The 18,614-nt window shown below is 58.4% G+C and carries 18 protein-coding genes and 4 tRNA genes; 7 read left to right on the top strand and 15 right to left on the bottom strand.

Annotated elements, in window-relative coordinates:
• Window positions 1-25: 25 nt before the first annotated feature.
• Window positions 26-1,204, top strand: coding sequence for an ABC transporter substrate-binding protein (locus ACZ9W6_RS04900; protein WP_465189958.1), 1,179 nt, complete (start codon window positions 26-28; stop codon window positions 1,202-1,204).
• Window positions 1,205-1,235: 31 nt separating this feature from the next.
• On the opposite strand, the gene ACZ9W6_RS04895 is transcribed toward ACZ9W6_RS04900, so the two are convergent.
• The 5 genes from ACZ9W6_RS04895 to ACZ9W6_RS04875 form a co-directional block, all read right to left on the bottom strand.
• The gene (locus ACZ9W6_RS04895) at window positions 1,236-1,910 is read right to left on the bottom strand and encodes a GntR family transcriptional regulator (protein ID WP_465189957.1); all 675 of its coding nucleotides are present in this window, start codon (window positions 1,908-1,910) and stop codon (window positions 1,236-1,238) included.
• A 136-nt stretch (window positions 1,911-2,046) separates the two neighbouring features.
• A tRNA-His gene (locus ACZ9W6_RS04890) sits at window positions 2,047-2,122 on the bottom strand.
• Between the two features lie 46 nt (window positions 2,123-2,168).
• Window positions 2,169-2,244, bottom strand: a tRNA-His gene (locus ACZ9W6_RS04885).
• A gap of 30 nt (window positions 2,245-2,274) precedes the next feature.
• Window positions 2,275-2,351: transfer RNA gene (locus ACZ9W6_RS04880), tRNA-Arg, on the bottom strand.
• A gap of 16 nt (window positions 2,352-2,367) precedes the next feature.
• Window positions 2,368-2,444, bottom strand: a tRNA-Pro gene (locus ACZ9W6_RS04875).
• A 342-nt stretch (window positions 2,445-2,786) separates the two neighbouring features.
• On the opposite strand from ACZ9W6_RS04875, the gene purU reads away from it, so the two are divergent.
• Both purU and ACZ9W6_RS04865 read left to right on the top strand, forming a co-directional pair.
• On the top strand, window positions 2,787-3,647 hold the full coding sequence (gene purU / locus ACZ9W6_RS04870) for a formyltetrahydrofolate deformylase (RefSeq protein ID WP_465189956.1): 861 nt from the start codon (window positions 2,787-2,789) through the stop codon (window positions 3,645-3,647).
• A gap of 5 nt (window positions 3,648-3,652) precedes the next feature.
• Entirely contained in the window at window positions 3,653-4,225 is a 573-nt protein-coding gene (locus ACZ9W6_RS04865) for a hypothetical protein (RefSeq protein ID WP_465189955.1), read from the top strand.
• 43 nt (window positions 4,226-4,268) lie between these two features.
• Here ACZ9W6_RS04865 and ACZ9W6_RS04860 read toward each other — a convergent pair whose 3' ends face one another.
• Both ACZ9W6_RS04860 and ACZ9W6_RS04855 read right to left on the bottom strand, forming a co-directional pair.
• Window positions 4,269-4,613, bottom strand: a complete 345-nt coding sequence (locus ACZ9W6_RS04860; RefSeq protein WP_465189954.1) for a hypothetical protein — start codon at window positions 4,611-4,613, stop codon at window positions 4,269-4,271.
• Window positions 4,613-5,086: an NUDIX domain-containing protein gene (locus ACZ9W6_RS04855; protein WP_465189953.1), complete on the bottom strand. Its 474-nt coding sequence runs from the start codon at window positions 5,084-5,086 to the stop codon at window positions 4,613-4,615. Before ACZ9W6_RS04855 ends, ACZ9W6_RS04860 begins: the two co-directional genes overlap by 1 nt.
• 158 nt (window positions 5,087-5,244) lie before the next feature.
• Between ACZ9W6_RS04855 and ACZ9W6_RS04850 the strand changes: the two genes are divergently transcribed.
• Window positions 5,245-6,486: a TIGR03862 family flavoprotein gene (locus tag ACZ9W6_RS04850; RefSeq protein WP_465189952.1), complete on the top strand. Its 1,242-nt coding sequence runs from the start codon at window positions 5,245-5,247 to the stop codon at window positions 6,484-6,486.
• Window positions 6,487-6,568: 82 nt separating this feature from the next.
• Window positions 6,569-9,187, top strand: coding sequence for a putative bifunctional diguanylate cyclase/phosphodiesterase (locus tag ACZ9W6_RS04845; RefSeq protein ID WP_465189951.1), 2,619 nt, complete (start codon window positions 6,569-6,571; stop codon window positions 9,185-9,187).
• Here the strand turns inward: ACZ9W6_RS04845 and ACZ9W6_RS04840 are convergent.
• The gene (locus tag ACZ9W6_RS04840; RefSeq protein ID WP_465189950.1) at window positions 9,184-10,461 is read right to left on the bottom strand and encodes an O-acetylhomoserine aminocarboxypropyltransferase/cysteine synthase family protein; all 1,278 of its coding nucleotides are present in this window, start codon (window positions 10,459-10,461) and stop codon (window positions 9,184-9,186) included. The two genes, ACZ9W6_RS04845 and ACZ9W6_RS04840, sit on opposite strands and share 4 nt — an antisense overlap.
• Window positions 10,462-10,544: 83 nt before the next feature.
• Window positions 10,545-11,165: a YidX family protein gene (locus ACZ9W6_RS04835; protein WP_465189949.1), complete on the bottom strand. Its 621-nt coding sequence runs from the start codon at window positions 11,163-11,165 to the stop codon at window positions 10,545-10,547.
• Window positions 11,166-11,310: 145 nt separating this feature from the next.
• On the opposite strand from ACZ9W6_RS04835, the gene gltX reads away from it, so the two are divergent.
• Window positions 11,311-12,696 carry a glutamate--tRNA ligase gene (gene gltX, locus ACZ9W6_RS04830; protein WP_465189948.1) on the top strand — a complete coding sequence of 462 codons (1,386 nt, stop codon included), beginning with the start codon at window positions 11,311-11,313 and terminating at the stop codon, window positions 12,694-12,696.
• A 66-nt stretch (window positions 12,697-12,762) separates the two neighbouring features.
• On the opposite strand, the gene ACZ9W6_RS04825 is transcribed toward gltX, so the two are convergent.
• The 6 genes from ACZ9W6_RS04825 to ACZ9W6_RS04800 form a co-directional block, all read right to left on the bottom strand.
• Entirely contained in the window at window positions 12,763-13,122 is a 360-nt protein-coding gene (locus ACZ9W6_RS04825; RefSeq protein WP_465189947.1) for a hypothetical protein, read from the bottom strand.
• A 152-nt stretch (window positions 13,123-13,274) separates the two neighbouring features.
• The gene (locus ACZ9W6_RS04820; RefSeq protein ID WP_465189946.1) at window positions 13,275-14,084 is read right to left on the bottom strand and encodes a MetQ/NlpA family ABC transporter substrate-binding protein; all 810 of its coding nucleotides are present in this window, start codon (window positions 14,082-14,084) and stop codon (window positions 13,275-13,277) included.
• Between the two features lie 66 nt (window positions 14,085-14,150).
• Window positions 14,151-14,837 carry a methionine ABC transporter permease gene (locus tag ACZ9W6_RS04815; protein ID WP_465189945.1) on the bottom strand — a complete coding sequence of 229 codons (687 nt, stop codon included), beginning with the start codon at window positions 14,835-14,837 and terminating at the stop codon, window positions 14,151-14,153.
• On the bottom strand, window positions 14,837-15,574 hold the full coding sequence (locus tag ACZ9W6_RS04810) for a methionine ABC transporter ATP-binding protein (RefSeq protein WP_465189944.1): 738 nt from the start codon (window positions 15,572-15,574) through the stop codon (window positions 14,837-14,839). Before ACZ9W6_RS04810 ends, ACZ9W6_RS04815 begins: the two co-directional genes overlap by 1 nt.
• A gap of 480 nt (window positions 15,575-16,054) precedes the next feature.
• Window positions 16,055-16,816, bottom strand: a complete 762-nt coding sequence (locus ACZ9W6_RS04805; RefSeq protein ID WP_465189943.1) for a hypothetical protein — start codon at window positions 16,814-16,816, stop codon at window positions 16,055-16,057.
• 76 nt (window positions 16,817-16,892) lie between these two features.
• Window positions 16,893-17,837 carry a LysR substrate-binding domain-containing protein gene (locus tag ACZ9W6_RS04800; RefSeq protein WP_465189942.1) on the bottom strand — a complete coding sequence of 315 codons (945 nt, stop codon included), beginning with the start codon at window positions 17,835-17,837 and terminating at the stop codon, window positions 16,893-16,895.
• A gap of 119 nt (window positions 17,838-17,956) precedes the next feature.
• Here ACZ9W6_RS04800 and ACZ9W6_RS04795 point away from each other — a divergent pair, with 119 nt between their 5' ends.
• Entirely contained in the window at window positions 17,957-18,580 is a 624-nt protein-coding gene (locus tag ACZ9W6_RS04795; RefSeq protein WP_465189941.1) for an FMN-dependent NADH-azoreductase, read from the top strand.
• Window positions 18,581-18,614 lie beyond the last annotated feature (34 nt).

Raw genomic sequence — 18,614 nt, 5'->3', positions numbered from 1 at the left:
GCGTTTTACCGATCATCCAGTCAGCGTGCAAGCCCTCATCTCCTTGCTGGCCTTGATGGCAATGACGCAACCAGTCGCTGCCAGCCAGAACGACATCCTCATTGGCCTGTCCGGCCCCTACACCGGCGGCTCATCCCCGATGGGCATCAGCATGCGCAATGGCGTGCGCATGGCTACCCAGGAAATCAATGCGCAAGGCGGTATCAACGGCCGCCAGATCCGGTTGATCGAGCGCGATGATCGCGGCCAGTCAGATAGCGGCATCAAGGTTGCGCAAGAGCTGATTGTCCAGCAACGCGTGGCTGCCACCATCGGTTTCGTTAACAGTGGTGTGGCGCTCAGCTCACAAATTTATTACCAGCGCGCTGGCATTCCTGCCATCACGGCCGGCGGAACAGCATCGCGTATTACCCAGCAGTTCTTGCCGCCGCAATACCCACAGAATTTTGTGTTCCGCGTCGCGCTATCCGATGGCCGTCAGGCACCACTGATCGTGCGAGAGGCTCGCCGGCAAAAGCTGAACAAGCTCGCCATTTTTCGCGACCAGACCAATTACGGCCGACAGGGTGAGGACGAGCTGAGAAAGGCATTGCACAGCTACGGAATGTCACCGGTATTTGTCGGGCAGTTCCGCCTTGGCGAGCGCGACATGTTGCCACAGCTGCAAGCTGCCAAAGACAGTGGAGCACAGGCCATTCTCACCTATGCCATCGGCCCCGAGCTGACGCAGATTGCCAACTCGCTGGCGCAGATGGATTGGCGTCCACGCCTGATCGGCAGCTGGACACTGTCCATGTCCAACTTTATCGACAATGCCGGGCCGAATGGTGAAGGTGCGCGCATGATTCAGACATTCATCAGTGATAGCCCAAACCCGACACACCAGCGCTTCGTCCGAAATTACCTGACCATGCATGGCGGCAGCCGCATACCTTCACCCATGTCTGCCGCACAGGGCTACGACAGCATGAAACTGTTGGCCGCAGCCATCCGTCAGGCAGGAAAAACCGAAGGCAAGGCGATTGTGAGTGCACTGGAAGATCTGAAGATGCCAGTCGAGGGCGTTATCACCAGCTATCAGCGCCCTTTCTCACCCGATAACCATGAGGCAATCGACATGAAAACCCCGGTTATCGGCGAACTGAGGCAAGGTCGCATCGTCTATGCCTACCCAGATGAGGCCATGAAAAAACGCCACCCGTAAATGGATGGCGTTTTGTATTCAATCCGGAAGATCAGACACGCTTCTCGGCTGAGCTCAGATAGGCCTCCAGGGCATGCCCCGCCGACAGGATGTGGAAGCGGATGAAGTCGGCAGCCTCATCGGCCTTGCCATCCCGGCACATCTGCAGCAACTGGGTATGTTCCTGGTGCGCCTGCTCCATGGTGCGCGTGAACAGGATCTGCATGCGGGTATAGCGATCTGTCTTGTTATGCAGCTGTTCGATAAGTGCCAGCGTATTCGGGCGCTTGGCAGCGCGATACAGCGCCAGATGGAAACGCGAGTTCAACTCGCCCCAATGGCGGATGTCATTCCCTTTCAGTGCTTCTTCGAATTCATGCAAGGTTTCTGCCGCGGCTGCATGATCGGCCGCGTCCTGACAGGGAATGGCCGCCCGTAGCAGCTCGCTTTCGAGCATCGCGCGAATCTCCAGCAGCTCCAGTACATCATCCAGCGACAATTTGGATACCAGCGCACCCTTGTGGTCGATAATCTGGATCAAACCCTCGGCCTCCAGCTGACGCAGCGCTTCACGCACCGGCACGCGACTGACACCGTACTCATTGGACAGGGCTTCTTGCCGCAATTGCTGTCCATCGGCAAATTCGCCAGACAGAATGCGCTGGCGCAAAGACTCGGTTACGGCACTGGTCAGGGTTTGTCGCTTGATCGGCTGCAGGATGGTCATGGTCACGCTCTGGCTATCGGATACATGCAAATGTATTCGATTATACGGTGATTTCCCCTGACAACAAGCTTAAAAACAGTGAAATCACCAAAGCGGCGCGTAAAAAAGACAAACCCCGCCGAAGCGGGGTTTAATCTGGGGTGGATAATGGGACTCGAACCCACGACAACCGGAATCACAATCCGGGGCTCTACCAACTGAGCTATATCCACCACTGAGCGGTGAAGCATGCCGCCATAAAGCCACATGCAAAATTGATGGGGTGGATAATGGGACTCGAACCCACGACAACCGGAATCACAATCCGGGGCTCTACCAACTGAGCTATATCCACCACAAAATGTCTGCCACCTTCACAAGTGTCTGGCGCGCCCGACAGGAATCGAACCCGTAACCCCCGGCTTAGAAGGCCGGTGCTCTATCCGGTTGAGCTACGGACGCTCTATCGGTGTGAAAGTGGTCGGGGCGGTGGGATTCGAACTCACGACCCTCTGCTCCCAAAGCAGATGCGCTACCAGACTGCGCTACGCCCCGACGACAGGAGGCGAAATATACGTGACCCCTTACCCCCTGTCAACACCTACAATGCAATTTTTTCATTTCAGCGAGAAACCGCACCCAGAAAGCGCTGACTCACCCACAACACATTGCACCGCACAAGCTTGCGGCCAACCTTGAGCCAAAGTGATGACCTGCGCCCGATAGCCTCACGGCAAGGCCTCCCGAGCACGACACACAGTTGCACTCGACACGAGATTCCGCCACTCTTGGAGATCAAGTTCGCTGCAGTGCGACAGGCAAGACAAGACAGGTCACACCTGCCACCCCAGCTTGCCGGCAACACCACATAACCATACTTTTATTGAAGAGCAAATCATGAGTAACCGTCACTCTGCCACCTTGCTGATCAGCTGCCCCGACAGCCACGGGCTGGTCGCTGCCATTGCCAACTTTCTGCTGACCTATAACGCCAACATCCTGCATGCCGACCAGCATCAGGACGCCGTGGAAAACCTGTTCCTGATGCGGGTGCAATGGGATCTGCATGGCTTCAGCCTGCCAATGGAAAGCTTTGCGGCAGCTTTCGCTCCCATCGCCGAAAAACACAATATGCAATGGGAAGTCTCGCTGTCGGTGCGCAAGCCACGTATGGCGATCTTTGTCTCCAAGTACGAACACTGCCTCGTTGACCTGCTGCATCGCCACAGCATTGGCGAGCTGGACTGCGAAATCCCGCTGATCATCTCCAACCACGAAGACTGTCGCCGCCTGGCCGAATTCCATGGCATCCCTTATTACGTCATTAATGTGACCAAGGAAAACAAGGTCGAAGCCGAAGCACAGCAATGGGCACTACTGGAAGAAGCCGGCGTTGATCTGATCGTACTGGCTCGTTATATGCAGGTTCTGTCGCAAAAGTTTGTCGAACGCTATCCGCACCGCGTGATCAACATCCACCACAGTTTCCTGCCGGCTTTTGATGGTGCCAAGCCTTATCATCGCGCCTTTGCCCGCGGCGTGAAGCTGATCGGCGCCACCAGCCACTATGTGACCGAAGTGCTGGATGACGGACCTATCATTGAACAGGAAGTCACCCGCATCTCGCACCGCGACGATGTCGACGACCTGATCCAGAAAGGCCGTGATCTCGAACGCATCGTTCTGTCGCGCGCAGTGCGCTGGCATCTGGAAAACCGCATCCTTGCCTACAACAACAAGACCGTTATTTTCGACTGAGAACCATGAGTCAGCCACTGATCAACGACGCCATTGCCATGCTGCGCATGCAGTTCAAGCCACTGGATCAATACCAGTACCCGGCAAGCCATTTACTGCTGGGCATTCTGGCACTGGGCGTTACCGCCGCAGCCGGCGCACCGTCCGGCATGGGCGAACCGCTCAATCTCGTACTGTTTTTCAGCCTGTATATCGGCACCGAGATCTGGCTGCTGTCGCGCTTCATGCACTGGTGGCTGCAGCGTGGTGGCATGATGTCACCACCCGCCCTGCTGGGCACGTTGGTGGTGGCCAGCGCCATCCAGGTGCTGGAGCCTCTAAGCAGCTGGCTGCCTGACGATATGGCCATGATCGCCAATATGACCATCAGCCTTGCCAGCGTGTGGATCACCGTCTGCGCCCTCGCCTTTGGCAGCCAGCAGGCCAGACGGCGCATCGTGCTGGGCATGCTGCTGTTTACGCCACTGGCGCTGGCACTATCCTTCCTGATGATCAGCAGCGCCACCAATATGGGGCTGGTCAATATTCCGCAAGAACTGAAGGCCGCGATAGAGCAGCAACAAGAACAGAACCCCTGAATGACAAGAGCCCGGATAATCCGGGCTCTTTTTTTTTGCTGCCTCACGGCTCTTCCTGTGCCGGGGCAGCACAGGCAGCCTGCAAGACTTCCAGCCAGGCTTGCTGAGCCATCGGCGCCTCAAGCTGCGCATGAAACTCGCCATCACGATAAAGCATGAAGGCAGGCAGATGGAAAATCTCGTGCCGCGCCGCCTGAGCGGCATCAGCAACGACATCTACATAAGCCAGCGACCATCCAGCCGGCAGCCATTGCGGCACGCAGCGGTACCAGCCACGACAGGCACCGCAGGCCGGCTGACCATACATCAGCAATAGCCAGCCATCACATCGCTGCAAAAACTGCTGCACCGCACCCGGCGGCAAGTGTTGCCAGCTTGCGGCCAACATCAATCCACCTTGGCGATATAACGCGCCAGCTTCAGCATGGCACGCACCGCCTCGCTCTTCACCCCCTCCTCACCACGCATCTTGGCGTAGCGGCGCAAGATCGCCCGCGACTCGACGTGGATATCCTGCTCGGCATCCGGCGAGGTAATCAGCGTCAGTCGGCTGCCGCTCTCCTGCATCCTTGGCACACCCTGCGCAATCACCAGATAAACCTTATGCGCATTGTGCTGGGTTATATGATCAAAAAGGTACAACATGGAGTTGATCCGCAAGCCGGTCTGCTCGCGAATCTGCCGCAACAAGGCTTGCGAACGCAACTCGCCGCGTTCGGACACACCACCCGGCAATACGAAACGGCCATGCGACAACGCTGTCATCAATACGCCATCCGGCAACTCGATGATGGCAGTCGCGCGACGTGGCAAATCCGCCGGCAAACGGTTTTCAAAACGACTTTCAACATTATTGTTCATCAACAACCAGACTTCCCGATAGGCAAAGCAAGGACAGATTCTAATCTTCGCAATTAATGCCAAGCAAACAACAATAGCATTAAGCCCATGAGATACTTGGGTTTTCTGTTTATATCTGTGACAATCCAGCCCCCTTAGCCTGTACCGAGCCACCAAACATGACAAGCTCCCACACCTCACGCATCGCCATTATCGGCGGCGGCCCTGCCGGCCTGATGGCTGCCGAGCGCCTGCTGCAACTGGGCCACCAGGTCGATCTGTACGACGCCATGCCCTCGGTTGGCCGCAAGTTCCTGCTGGCTGGTGTGGGCGGGATGAATATCACCCACAGCGAGCCCGCCGAGGCGTTTCTCGGTCGTTATCGTGAAGCTGCGCCCCTGCTGGCACCGGCCCTGCAGGATTTTGGCGCCGACGCATTACGCGCCTGGGTGCACGGGCTGGGCATCGAAACCTTTATCGGTAGCTCGGGCAAGGTCTTCCCGCGCGAAATGAAAGCCGCGCCGCTACTGCGCGCCTGGCTGGGCCATCTGCGCGAACAGGGCTTGCGCATTCACGTCCGCCATCGCTGGCAGGGCTGGAATGAAGACGGCAGCCTGCGCATCAACCATCCGGATGGCGAGCTGGCCATCCAGCCGGATGCCGTCATTCTCGCGCTGGGCGGCGGCAGCTGGCGCAAACTGGGCTCGGATGGCAGCTGGGTGCCGCTACTGACAGCCAGAGGTGCCAAGGTCAGCCCGCTCAAACCCGCCAATTGCGGCTTTGCCTGCAACTGGAGCGATTTTCTTGCCAGCCGCTTTGCCGGCACCCCGCTGAAAAACATCGCCATCCAGTGGCAGGATTTGCAGGGCCACACACAGCAGCGCCGTGGCGAGTGCGTGATCACCGCCCACGGCCTAGAGGGCAATCTCGTCTACGCTTGCGGCGCGGACTGGCGCGACCGCATCCTGCAGCAAGGCCACGCCGATATTCTGCTGGACTTGCTGCCAGACCTGACACTCGGCCAGATCGAGCAAAAACTGCTGCAAGGCAAAGGCGCAGCCTCGCTCGCCAATCATCTGCGCAAGCAGCTGAAGCTGGATGGTGCGCGCAGCGCCCTGCTGCACGAATGCCTGCCCAAAGCCGTCATGCAGGACATGCGCCAGCTGGCCGCCGCCATCAAGCAGCTACCGCTACGCCTGCATGGCATGCGCCCGATTGACGAAGCGATCAGCACCGCCGGTGGCGTGGCGTTCGGCAGCACGGCGAACGCGTCGCTACACAGCCTGCCCGGTGTATTCTGCGCCGGTGAAATGCTGGACTGGGAAGCCCCAACCGGCGGCTATCTGCTGACTGCCTGTTTTGCCACCGGCAGGTTGGCCGCAGAACAATGCCACGACTGGCTAAACCGGCAAGAAAACTGAGTTTGACAAGCGTTCTATCAAAAAACTGACAATGATTAGCTGGCATGCTGTAATAAATTGACCCGCAAGCAGGAGCTCAGCTTTGCCAGCCCATCATTTCACCCGCTCTCACACCCCAAGCCGGAGACTGACCGTACTGCTGCTCAGCCTGCTTGGCAGCATTGCCGTGATTCTGTTGTTGTATCAGTTTGCCATCGGCCACTTCGAAGAGCGCTTTCGCGCGCTCAACGCGGATGCACTCTTGATCGTCAAAAAAGACACCGAGGTGCTGGCTCACCTGAATCAGACCCACAACGCCCTGCTGCTGCTGATCGAGCAGCATGAAGCCACCCCACTGTCGGCAGGCGAACTCAAACAGCGAAACAAACTGATCAGCAACAGCTTCTCCCGCCTGCAAGGACAGATGCGGGAACTTATCGCGTTCAAAAGAGAGCACCGCGGCCCGGAGGCCTCCAAAATGCTGGAGAGCACGCTGGGAGAATACCTGCAAAGTGCAGCCAAACTGCAAATGCTGATTGCCAGTGATATCGAAGCCGCCGAAGAGGAGGCTGTCGTGCTGATGCCGGTGCTGGGCAATCTGCAGACCGAGCTGTTCGAGCATCTGCAGCAGGAAATCAGCGAAGTACGCAAATCCTCCCTGCAGAACTACGAAAACTACAACCGGCAAAGACTGTGGCTGGAAATCATCGCCACCGGCATCATGCTGGCCATTTCGCTCTTCATGCTCGCCTCCTTCCGCCGCATGAATGTGCAGCTGCGTAGCGCCGAAGAGGCACTGAAGCGGCTAAGTAATGGCCAGGACGATATCCGCCTGCCGGATGCCGATGCCAGCTTTGCCCCGCTGTTTGCCGGCTTGCAGCACTTTCGCCAGACCTTGCAGGACAACCGTGACATCCGCCAGCTGCTGCAACAACAAAATGAAATGCTCGAAGCCCAGGTCAGGGAAAGAACCGCCTTCCTTGAGGCCGAGATTCATCAGCGGCGTGAAGCCGAAAAACAGCAAAAGCTGTTTGAAACCATCTTCCGCCACACCGATGATGCGGTACTGATTACCGACGAAGAAGCGGTGATCATCACCGCCAACCAGGCTTATCAGCGCCTGACCGGCCGCAATCTTGCCCAGCTGGTTGGCAAGAAGCCACCTATCAGCAGCTCAGGCCATCACGACAAGGTTTTTTACGAGCAACTGTGGGACAGGCTGCGGGCCGATGGCCGCTGGCGCGGCGAGATCGTCAACCGCCACGCCAATGGCAGCCTGATTCACGCCATGATGACCATCAATGCCATCCACCGCGATGATGGCAGCGTCTGCAACTATGTCAGCATTCTGTCAGACATTACCCGCCTGAAAGATGCCGAAGACAAGCTGCGGCAAATGGCGTACTTCGACCCGCTGACCAAGCTGCCCAACCGCGCCCTGCTGGCAGACCGGCTGACCCACGAAATCCAGATTGCCCGCAATGAAAACCAGCAGTTTGCCGTGGTGTTCATGGATCTGGATCGCTTCAAATTCGTGAACGACACCCTGGGGCACAAGGCCGGCGACACCTTGCTGGGCGAAACCGCCGAACGACTGCTGGCCGCCGTCCATCAGGACGACACGGTATCGCGCCTATCCGGCGACGAATTCTGCCTGCTGCTGCGCCACAGCTCCGCATCCGACACAGCACTCACCTGCGAAAACATCCTGCAAACCCTGGCTCGCCCTTTCCTGCTGGATGGCCGGGAAATGGAAATCGGCGCCAGCATTGGCATTGCCCTTTACCCGGACAATGGCAATACCTCCGAAACGCTGATGAAAAATGCCGACGCCGCCATGTATCAGGCCAAGTCACAGGGCAGAAACCAGTATTGTTTCTTCGAAACCGCGATTGCCATCCGCCTCAAAGAAGAAATGACACTGTATACCCTGCTGCGCAAGGGCATAGAAGAAAGCCAGTTCGTGCTGTATTACCAGCCGATTATCGCGCTGGACGACAATCACGCCAGCTATGCCGAGAGCCTGATACGTTGGCCGCAAACCGATGGCAGCATGATTTCACCGGGAGTATTCATTCCGTTTGCCGAGTCGCACGGCCTGATCGAGCCGATCAGTAATCTGGTCGTCGAGCGGGCTTGCCAGATGCTGCGCCAGGCACGCAGCCAAGGCATCAACCGCACAGTCAGCATCAATATTTCGGCGCGGCAACTGAGTGACCAGAACCTGCCTTATGCGCTGAAAGCCATGCTGAATCGCCACAGCCTGCCGGCCAACGCCATCGAGCTGGAGCTGACCGAGTCGGCACTGATCAGCGATCTGGCCACCGCCAAAGCCAATCTGCAGGCCTTGCGCACCGCCGGCTTCAGCATTTCGATCGACGACTTTGGTGCCGGTTACTCATCGCTCAACTACCTTGTCGAGCTGCCGATCGACAAGGTCAAGATCGACCAGCACTTCATCTGGACGCTGTTCAACTCGCCGCGCAATCAGGCGGTCGTCAAAGCCATTCTGGAACTGGCGCGTGCCATCGGCATCCGCACCGTGGCCGAAGGCGTTGAAACGCAAGAACAATACGACTTCCTGCATCGCCATGGCTGTCATTACATTCAGGGCTATCTGCTGGCAAGGCCTCTGCCCGAGCACGACTATCTGGCCTACTGCCAACAGCCGCCGGCTGTCGACCAGCCCCTGACCACAGAAGCTGGCCCGCACCAGAGCTAGTTGGCCGCGAAACGCAGCGCCTGTTCGATATCGGCGAGGATATCGTCGACATGCTCGATGCCAATGGACAGGCGTATCATCTCCGGCCGCACGCCGGCACGCAGCTGCTCTTCCGGCGACAGCTGGCGATGCGTGGTCGATGCCGGATGGCAAGCCAGGCTCTTGGCATCGCCGATATTGACGAGACGGGTCACCAGCTGCAGCGCATCGATAAAGCGACCACCTGCCTCGACCCCGCCCTTGATGCCAAAGGACAAAATGCCCGAAGCACGGCCACCCATATATTTGTCGACCAGCGGTTTGTCAGCATGCTCGGGCAAACCCGCATACTCCACCCAGGCCACCGCCGGATGACTGACCAGCTTTTTGGCCACCGCCAATGCGTTATCGCAGATACGATCCATACGCAGCGCCAGCGTCTCGATACCAAGCAGGATCTGCTGCGAATTGAACGGTGAAATCGCCGCACCCATATTGCGCAGTGGCACCACACGCGCCCGCGCGATAAATGCCGCCGCGCCCAAGGCCTCGACATAGTTGACGCCGTGATAGCTGACATCCGGCGTGTTCAGCCGCACGAAGCGCGCCTTGTGCTCGCCCCACGGAAACTTGCCGCTGTCGACAATAATGCCGCCGATGCTGGTGCCGTGGCCACCCAGATACTTGGTCAGACTGTGCACCACGATATCGGCACCATGCTCGAACGGGCGGCACAAATACGGCGACGGTACGGTGTTGTCAACGATCAGCGGCAGGCCATGCTGATGCGCCTCGGTGGCAAAGGCGCCAAAATCCACTACATTACCCAGCGGGTTGCCGATGGATTCGCAGAATACTGCCTTGGTGCGCTCGTCAACGTTGGCCGCAATATCCTGCGGCCGGGCCGGATCGATGAAGCGCACGGTAATGCCCAGCTGCGGGAAGGTGTGGGCAAACAGGTTATAAGTGCCGCCATACAACGTGCGGGTGGCGATGATATTGTCACCCGCCTCGGCAATGGTCTGGATGGCGTAAGTGATGGCCGCCATGCCGGACGCCACGGCCAGCGCACCGATGCCGCCTTCCAGTGCCGCCACGCGCTTTTCCAGCACGTCAGTGGTCGGGTTCATGATGCGGGTGTAGATATTGCCTTGCACCTTGAGATCAAACAGATCGGCACCGTGCTGGGTGCTGTCAAAGGCATAGCTGGTGGTCTGGTACAGGGGGACGGCCACCGCCTTGGTGGTCGGGTCAGGACTGTAGCCGCCATGCACGGCCAGGGTTTCCAGTTTCATTCTCATGCTCCGTTTGAACATCACGACACATTGCCGGGCTGCCGGCAACACTCATCCTTCGTCAAACATCCAGACTGCCGGCGCTAGTTCCAGCGCTGGTCTTTCAAAGCCAGATAGGCCAGCGGAATCAACGGAATCGCTGCCAGCATCAGCACACCATCTGCGGCCAACGTTACCGGCGTCAGCGCATAGCGCAGCACTTTGACGCCGCGCGGCTGCTCGACGCGCAGGGCAATGCGGTATTCGCGATTGAGTGCCTGGGCATTGCTGTTTTCCAGCTTGCGCTCGACGGCATAACGTTGGCCGCGTATCCACGCCTCGGTAACGATCTCGCCGTTTTTCTGCAGCTTGAAACCCATCGCCAGTGCTTCGCGACGCTCGGCCTCATTACTGCTGATGAACTGGATGCGATAGCGGCCGCTGACCTTGCCATCAACAGCCACGGTAAAGTGATTGAAAGATGCCTCCAGCTGCTTGCGCAGCGGCGAAGCCATCACCTGCTGCAGTACCGCCGGCACCACCATCACATAGTGATAATGCTCGCCAAGAATCACCAGGTTGGCCGAATCCGCGGAAATCAGGAATTGCTGGATGCGCTCTTCCTCATCGCGATACTCCTTGCGATTGACACTGTCGACCAGCGAGCTGGTCACACAGCCCGTCAATGTCAGCAAACCACCTGCCAGAAAAAGCCGCCTGTTCATCTTGTCTTTCCTTGATTGCAATCCCGACAGAATAACCCGATGACATCATTTCACCAAATGAAGCGAGATGGATTGCTTATGGTTTGCCCGCCATTTTCGGCTCGGCGTACAATACGGCGTTTACGATTCCTGTCGGTTAAGAAACATGATCCGCACCCGTTTTGCCCCCAGCCCTACCGGCTTCCTGCACATTGGCGGCGTTCGCACCGCCCTGTTTTCCTGGGCCTTTGCTCGCAAGCACGGCGGCCAGTTCGTGCTGCGCATCGAGGACACCGACCTCGAACGCTCGACCCCGGAGTCGGTAAAGGCGATTCTGGACGGCATGCACTGGGTCGGCCTGGACTACGACGAAGGTCCGTTCTACCAGACACATCGTTTTGACCGTTACAAGGACGTGATCCAGCAACTGCTGGCCAGCGGCCACGCTTACCACTGCTATATGAGCCGTGAAGAGCTGGACGCGCTGCGTGCCGAGCAGGAAGCGCGTGGCGAAAAGCCGCGTTACAACCGCGTATGGCGTCCGGAAGACGGCAAGACCCTGCCGGCGATTCCTGAAGGCGTGCAGCCGGTGGTGCGCTTCAAGAACCCGATCGGCGGCTCGGTGGTGTGGGATGACGCGGTAAAAGGCCGTATCGAGATCAGCAATGAAGAGCTGGACGATCTGATCATCGCCCGCCCCGATGGCAGCCCGACCTACAACTTCTGCGTGGTGGTAGACGACTGGGATATGCAGATCAGCCATGTGATCCGCGGTGACGACCACGTCAACAACACCCCGCGCCAGATCAACATCCTGAAGGCGCTGGGTGCACCGCTGCCGGTTTATGCCCACCTGCCGATGATTCTCAACGAAAACGGCCAGAAGATGTCCAAGCGCCGCGATGCAGTCAGCGTGGTTGATTACGCCGACAAGGGCATCCTGCCGGAAGCGCTGCTCAACTATCTGGCGCGTCTGGGCTGGGGCCACGGCGACGACGAGCTGTTCGACATGCCGCAGTTTGTCGAGTGGTTCACACTGGAGGCGGTCAGCGGCTCGCCTAGCCGTTTCAACAACGAGAAATTCTTGTGGCTGAACGCGCAGTACATCAAGCAGACCGACAACGCCCGTCTGGCAGAGCTGATTGCCTCGCGTCTGGCTGCGGCCAACGTTGACACCAGCAGCGGCCCGGCGCTGACCGAGGTGCTCGGCCTGGTGAAAGAGCGTGTACAGGATCTGAACGCGCTGGCACTGGAAGTCGATTACTTCTACCAGAAGCGCGAGCCGGCTGCCGCCGATGTCGAAAAGCATCTGGCTGGCGATGCTGTTGCCCGCATGGGTCGCTTTGCCGACAGGTTGGCCGCACTGGAGAGCTGGACTGCCGAAACCATTCACGAGCTGTTCAAGCCCTTCTGCGCCGACGAAGGCATCAAGATGGGCCAGCTGGGCATGCCGCTGCGCGTGCTGGTGTGCGGCACCACGCAAACCCCGTCGGTTGATGCCGTGCTGGCACTGATCGGCAAGGAAGAAGTCCTGCGCCGCCTGCGCGCCTGATCGCGTCGTCACGACAAAAGGCCAGCCTGCGGGCTGGCCTTTTTACATTTCAAGACAGCTTGACGGTCAAGCCGGCTTGCGCGGCTCGGTGGTAATCACCGCCGATTCATCCGGATCCATCTCGCGTAACTGCGCCAGCGCCGAAGCCAACTCGTCACTGCTGACATGGGCGGTATCCAGCACATATTCCTTGTGTGTTGTTTGCAGGATCAGCTGCTCGCGCGACCAGCGCACAACCAGCAAGCGCTCGCCCGGATCATCATCCGGCGACTGCACCACAATGCCGCGGTCTTCCGGCGGCACCGACATCTCGCCCACCAGATCGCGGCTCAGCACCAGCTCCTGATTCCCCTGCAACCCCAAAGTAAAATGAATGCCCAGTCCATCCTCGTCGTGCAAGGTGATGGCAGATACGATCTGGCTCATCAATGCCTCCTGTCTGTTTTTACAGCTTCACTATAGACATTGAGGCCTGAAGACAAGGGCAAAAAAAATGCGGACCATGCGGTCCGCAAAGCAGCCTTGAATGCCAGGAGTGGATCAAGGAACCGGCCGGCAACTACCGGCCGGGCACAACATTACTTCCAGTCAGCTGGCAGCTTGTAGCCCTTGAAGCGTGGCTCGGCCCAAGCGCGGAACTCTTTGGACTTGTAAGCCGCAATCACGTCTTTGGCCCATGGCTTGCTCACGTCACCGGCGCGGATCACGCCCCAGTTCACATAGGCGTAGCTCTTTTCCTGGTAGATCGCTTCGGTCAGCTTGATGCCGGAGCTTACCGCGTAGTTACCGTTGATCACGGCAAAGTCCACATCGGCGCGCGAACGTGGCAGCTGGGCAGCTTCCAGCGGTACGATCTTGATCTTCTTCACGTTAACCGCGATGTCGCGCTCGGAAGCGGTCAGCGGGTTGATGCCCGGTTTCAGCTTGACCCAGCCCAGATCGTTCAGCATCACCAGCGCACGGGCGAAGTTGGTCGGATCGTTAGGCGCAGCCAGGGTCGAGCCTTCCTTCACGCCCTTGATGGACTTCAGCTTGCCGGCGTAGATGCCCAGTGGCGCGGTCGGCACTTGGAACACTTCTTTCAGGGTCAGCTTGTTTTCTTTGGCAAAGTTGTCCAGGTAAGGCTTGTGCTGGAACACGTTAACGTCCAGCGAGCCTTCCTGCAGTGCCAGGTTCGGGCGTACATAGTCAGTGAATTCGACCAGCTTCACGCTGTAACCCTGCTTTTCCAGCAGCGGCTTGATGCTCAGCTTGACCATATCGCCGAAGTCACCAACGGTGGTGCCGATCACGATTTCTTTCTTGGCCGGATCAGCGGCGTGAACGTTGGCCGCAAAAGTCAGGCCCAGAGTGGCAACTGCCAGGGATTTCAGTACGAAACGACGCATGATGTTCTCCTTGTAAACCGGTTTGGCTGCCAGCCCTTGCCGGCATACCACAATGAAATGAATGACTTAACGCTTGTCCAGACGGGTCGCCAGATAATTGCCCGCCAGCTGGATGATCTGCACGATGACGACCAGCAACAGCACCATCGCCACCATGACTTCGGTCTGGAAGCGGTAGTAACCGTAACGGATGGCCAGGTCACCAATACCGCCACCACCGACCACACCAGCCACCGCCGAATAGCTGAGGAAGCTGATGGTCAGAATCGTCAGGCTGGAAATCAGGCCGGCACGCGCCTCGCCCAGCAAGACTTTCCAGATAATCTGCGCCGGACTCGCACCCATCGCCTCGGCTGCCTCGACCACGCCACGCGGAATCTCACGCAGGGTCTGCTCGACCAGACGGGCAAAGTATGGAATCGCGGCAAACGACAGCGGCACCGCCGCAGCGACCGGACCAATGGTGGAGCCGACAATGATGCGGGTCAGCGGCACCAGCGACACCATCAGGATGATGAAGGGGAAGGAACGCACCAGATTGACGAACCAGCCCAGCACGCCATTGACGATACGGTTGGCGAACAGTTGGCCCGGCTGGGTCAGGTACAGCAGGATGCCCAAGGGGCCGCCGACCAGAATCGCCACGGTCAGACCGATGCCCAGCATCAGGCCGGTTTCCTTGCTGGCCTGCCAGATTTCCGGCGCCAGATCATGCAGATTGCTCAGTGCCTGAGCCAAAGTCAGTTCTTCCATTACGCGGCCTCCAGCAGGGATTTGGCCAGATCGGACTTGGCGCTGACCTGACGCGCTTCGACTTCCAGCAATTCGACCACTTCACCGGCATCCAGCAAGGCCGCTCGGTGGCAGATCGAACGCACGACATGCATTTCGTGGGTCACGATGACGACAGTGACGCCGAAACGGGCATTGATGTCCTGCAGGCAATCGAGAATGGATTGGGTGGTTTTCGGGTCGAGCGCCGAGGTCGGCTCATCGGCCAGAATCACATGCGGACGCGGAGCCAGTGCGCGGGCGATGCCGACACGCTGCTTCTGGCCGCCCGACAGCTGGGCCGGATAATGCTGGGCACGATCGGACAGGCCGACGATTTCCAGGCATTCGGCGACGCGCTTGTCGATATCCTGACGCGACCAGCCGGCGATCTCCAGCGGGAAGGCAATGTTGGCCGCAACGGTACGGTTGGCCATCAGGTTGAACTGCTGGAACACCATACCGATGTTCTGGCGAGCCTGACGCAGCTCGCTGGCAGTCAGCGCGGTCAGATTCTTGCCATCCACCTCGACCACACCGCTATCCGGCCGCTCCAGCAGATTGATCAGGCGCAGCAAGGTGGACTTGCCCGCACCGGAAAAGCCGATCAGGCCAAAAATTTCGCCAGCGCGAATGTGCAAGGTCGTGTCACGCACGGCATCAAACCAGCCGCCTTCGGGGCGCTTGAAGCGCTTGTGCACGTTTTTCAGGTGAATCATTCCGGACTCCAAAAGCAAAAAGCCCGCCGGTTTGCTTGGCGGGCTGCTTTGGCAAGATTTTCACTTTTGAAAATCCAGAAATTGTTTTGTGAAGAACAATTTCACGCTTTAGCTGTTTTACGCCCGCAAGCTGTTTTCAAATCGGCGTCAATCAAATGTTGATCACAATTGAACATTAAATGTTCCTTTGTGTCAATCAGCTATTGGAGATCGTATCCATATTACTCAACGAAGTAAATACGAAATTTTATATAATTTTACGATATTTAAAGCACTGCATAGTTATAAGCCACCATGCCTTGGCACAAGCTGACCCACTATGGAATATCCAGGCAAGAAGATAAGGAAAACGCACCACCCATCGCAATAATGGCCGCTACGCATAGCGGCCATTTTCGATGTCTCATCGGCAAAAATGCCTGAGCTCCCAGGCAATCACGCGATCTCAAGCGCGGCTAGCGCGCCACACTGCCAGCCAAATCAGCGTGGTTGCAATTCACAGTTCCAGCTGGCCAGCTCGCCAAACTGCCACTGTAGTGGCTGCCCGGCTGGCACCTCGATAACGCCGGCATATGAACCGGTAATGATCGCCTGCCCCGGCAGGATGGCTTCGCCACGTTCGGCCAGATGGCTGATCAGCCAGTAAAGCGGCAATAGAGGCCCCCCCGCCGGATGCACTCCGGCAAACTGCCGCGACTGCCCGTCAAACGCCAGCTGCAAGGGCAATTGCACACAGTCAAATGCCTGCGCCGGCGCAATCTCCGGCCCCAGTAACAAACCCTGATTCACAAGACCATCCGCCAGACTTTGCAAGAAGGTCGGTTCGGCGGCTGGCTCGAAACGGCTGTCGATCAACTCCAGTGCGACATGCACACGAGTAATGGCGGCCTGCACATCAGCAGGCTGATAGCTGCTGCGACGCACAGGCAGGCCTTCGTCAAAAACAAAGGCAAGTTCCGGCTCGACCCGTGCCACACCGTTGCGCAACCACACCGGACATGGCGAACGATGATGCACCATGCTGGTATAGATGGGGGCCAACACCTGCTTGCCTTCGGCTGGCAAGCCGCATTTCCAGCCACCAATGCCGTCGTTCAGCACGGCAGATACCTGCTTCTGGATTTCCAGTGCCTCGGCAAGGCTGGCCGGTGCCTGCGCACCTGACAGCAAGGGCCCCTGACTGCCGCTCAGGCGACGGGCAGCAAGAGTTATGGCAGCAGAACGTGCATCGGCCGGATTCATTGTGACGCCTCGGGTAAAAATGGGAACAGCAGATGTTGTACCCGTGAGCCAACTCGCTGACAAGCCCTGGCCCGTGCTATTGGCGCTCGATACAGGCAAGCGGCGCGACACTCGCCTCCTCCAGCTGATCCTGCACAGTCTCCAGCAGAAAATCGATCACGGCCCGCACCCCGGGCACCAGATGGCGGCGGCCAATATAGCAGGCATACAATGTGCCACCTGGCGCAGAAAAACCGGGCAACAACTGCTGCAGCAAACCATGCTTCAAGGCTTGGCGGCAGACCATTTCCGGCAACACCGCCACACCGCAGCCGGCAATCGCCGCCTGCAGCAATACCAGCAGATCATCCGTCATCAATACCGGCTGCTCGATCTGGATCACGTGCAGCTGGCCGACTTCATCCTGTAATTGCCACAGGCCCTTGCCATCCGGCCGGCTCATCACCAGCGCCGGCACATTCGCCAGGGCCGCCAGCGAGGCAACCGGGCGGGCAGCCAGAAAATCCGCGCTGGCCACCAGTACCGAGGTGGTTCGCGACAAAGGACGGGCAATCTCGCTGGCATTGTCATCCAGCTGCTGCCTCACACGCAGTGCAATATCGATGCCCTCTTCAACCAGATCCACCCGACGGCCGGTAACCTCCAATGCCAGACGGACTTCGGGGTACTGCTGCATGAAACGCGGCAGCAAAGGCGCCAGCAACAACTTGGCCAATAACTCGGGACAGCTGACTCGCACAAGGCCTCGCGGCGCAGCCACCATGCGCGCCACCACCTCCTCTGCCGCCTGCGCCTCTTCCAGCATCGCCTGGCAATGCTGCAGATACTGCGCCCCTGCTGCTGTCAGCGCGAGCTTGCGCGTCGTGCGCTGCAATAGCCGTACCCCCAAACGCTGCTCAAGACCGGCTACCCGGCGTGACAGTCGAGACTTGGGAATGCCGAGCTGGCGACTGGCGGCATTGAAGCCGCCGAACTCGACCACCCGAGCGAAATACAGCATGTCATTGAGGTCTGCCTGCATGATTATCCCACCAGTAGAACAATTAATCCGATTTTAGCCATCTAGTGATACAGCCGCGAACAATTTATCTTTACCTCAACGCCGCGGACATGCGGCCAACCCTGAATAAGGAACGTCACATGAAAATCCTGCACCTCGACTCCAGCATCCTCGGCAACAACTCCGTCAGCAAAGAACTGGGCAATGCCATGCGCGATGCGCTGCAACAGACTTTTGGCGCTACCAGCGTGATTTACCACGATCTGGTACGCGACGAGATCCCGCATCTGTCTGACGAGATCCTGACTGCCAGCTTTATTCCGGAAAGTGACTGGAGCGAGCTGCAGCGCAAAGAACGCGCACGCAGCGAACAATTGATTGATGAATTGCTGGAAAGCGAGATCCTGCTGATTGCCGCCCCGATGTACAACTTCAGCATTCCAAGCCAGCTGAAGGCCTGGATCGACCGCGTGGCTGTCGCCGGCCGCACCTTCAAGTACACCGAGAATGGCCCGGTCGGCCTGGCTGGTGGCAAAAAGGTATTCGTACTGTCGGCACGCGGCGGCGTCTACAGCAACGAACAGGGCCAGACCATGGACTTCCAGGAAGATTACCTGCGCACCGTGCTGGGCTTCCTCGGCATCAGCGATGTGAACTTCATCCGCGCCGAGGCCGTGGCCATGGGTGCCGAATCCCGTCAGCAGGCGATTGCCACTGCTCGCGAACAGATTGAGGCCGCCGTCGCCGCCATCAGTAACAAGTAATCCAGACGCCCGCGGACAAGGTTGGCCGCAGGCC

It is taken from the genome of Vogesella lacus (genome assembly GCF_979366295.1).
This window is presented reverse-complemented; position numbering and strand designations above follow the sequence as displayed.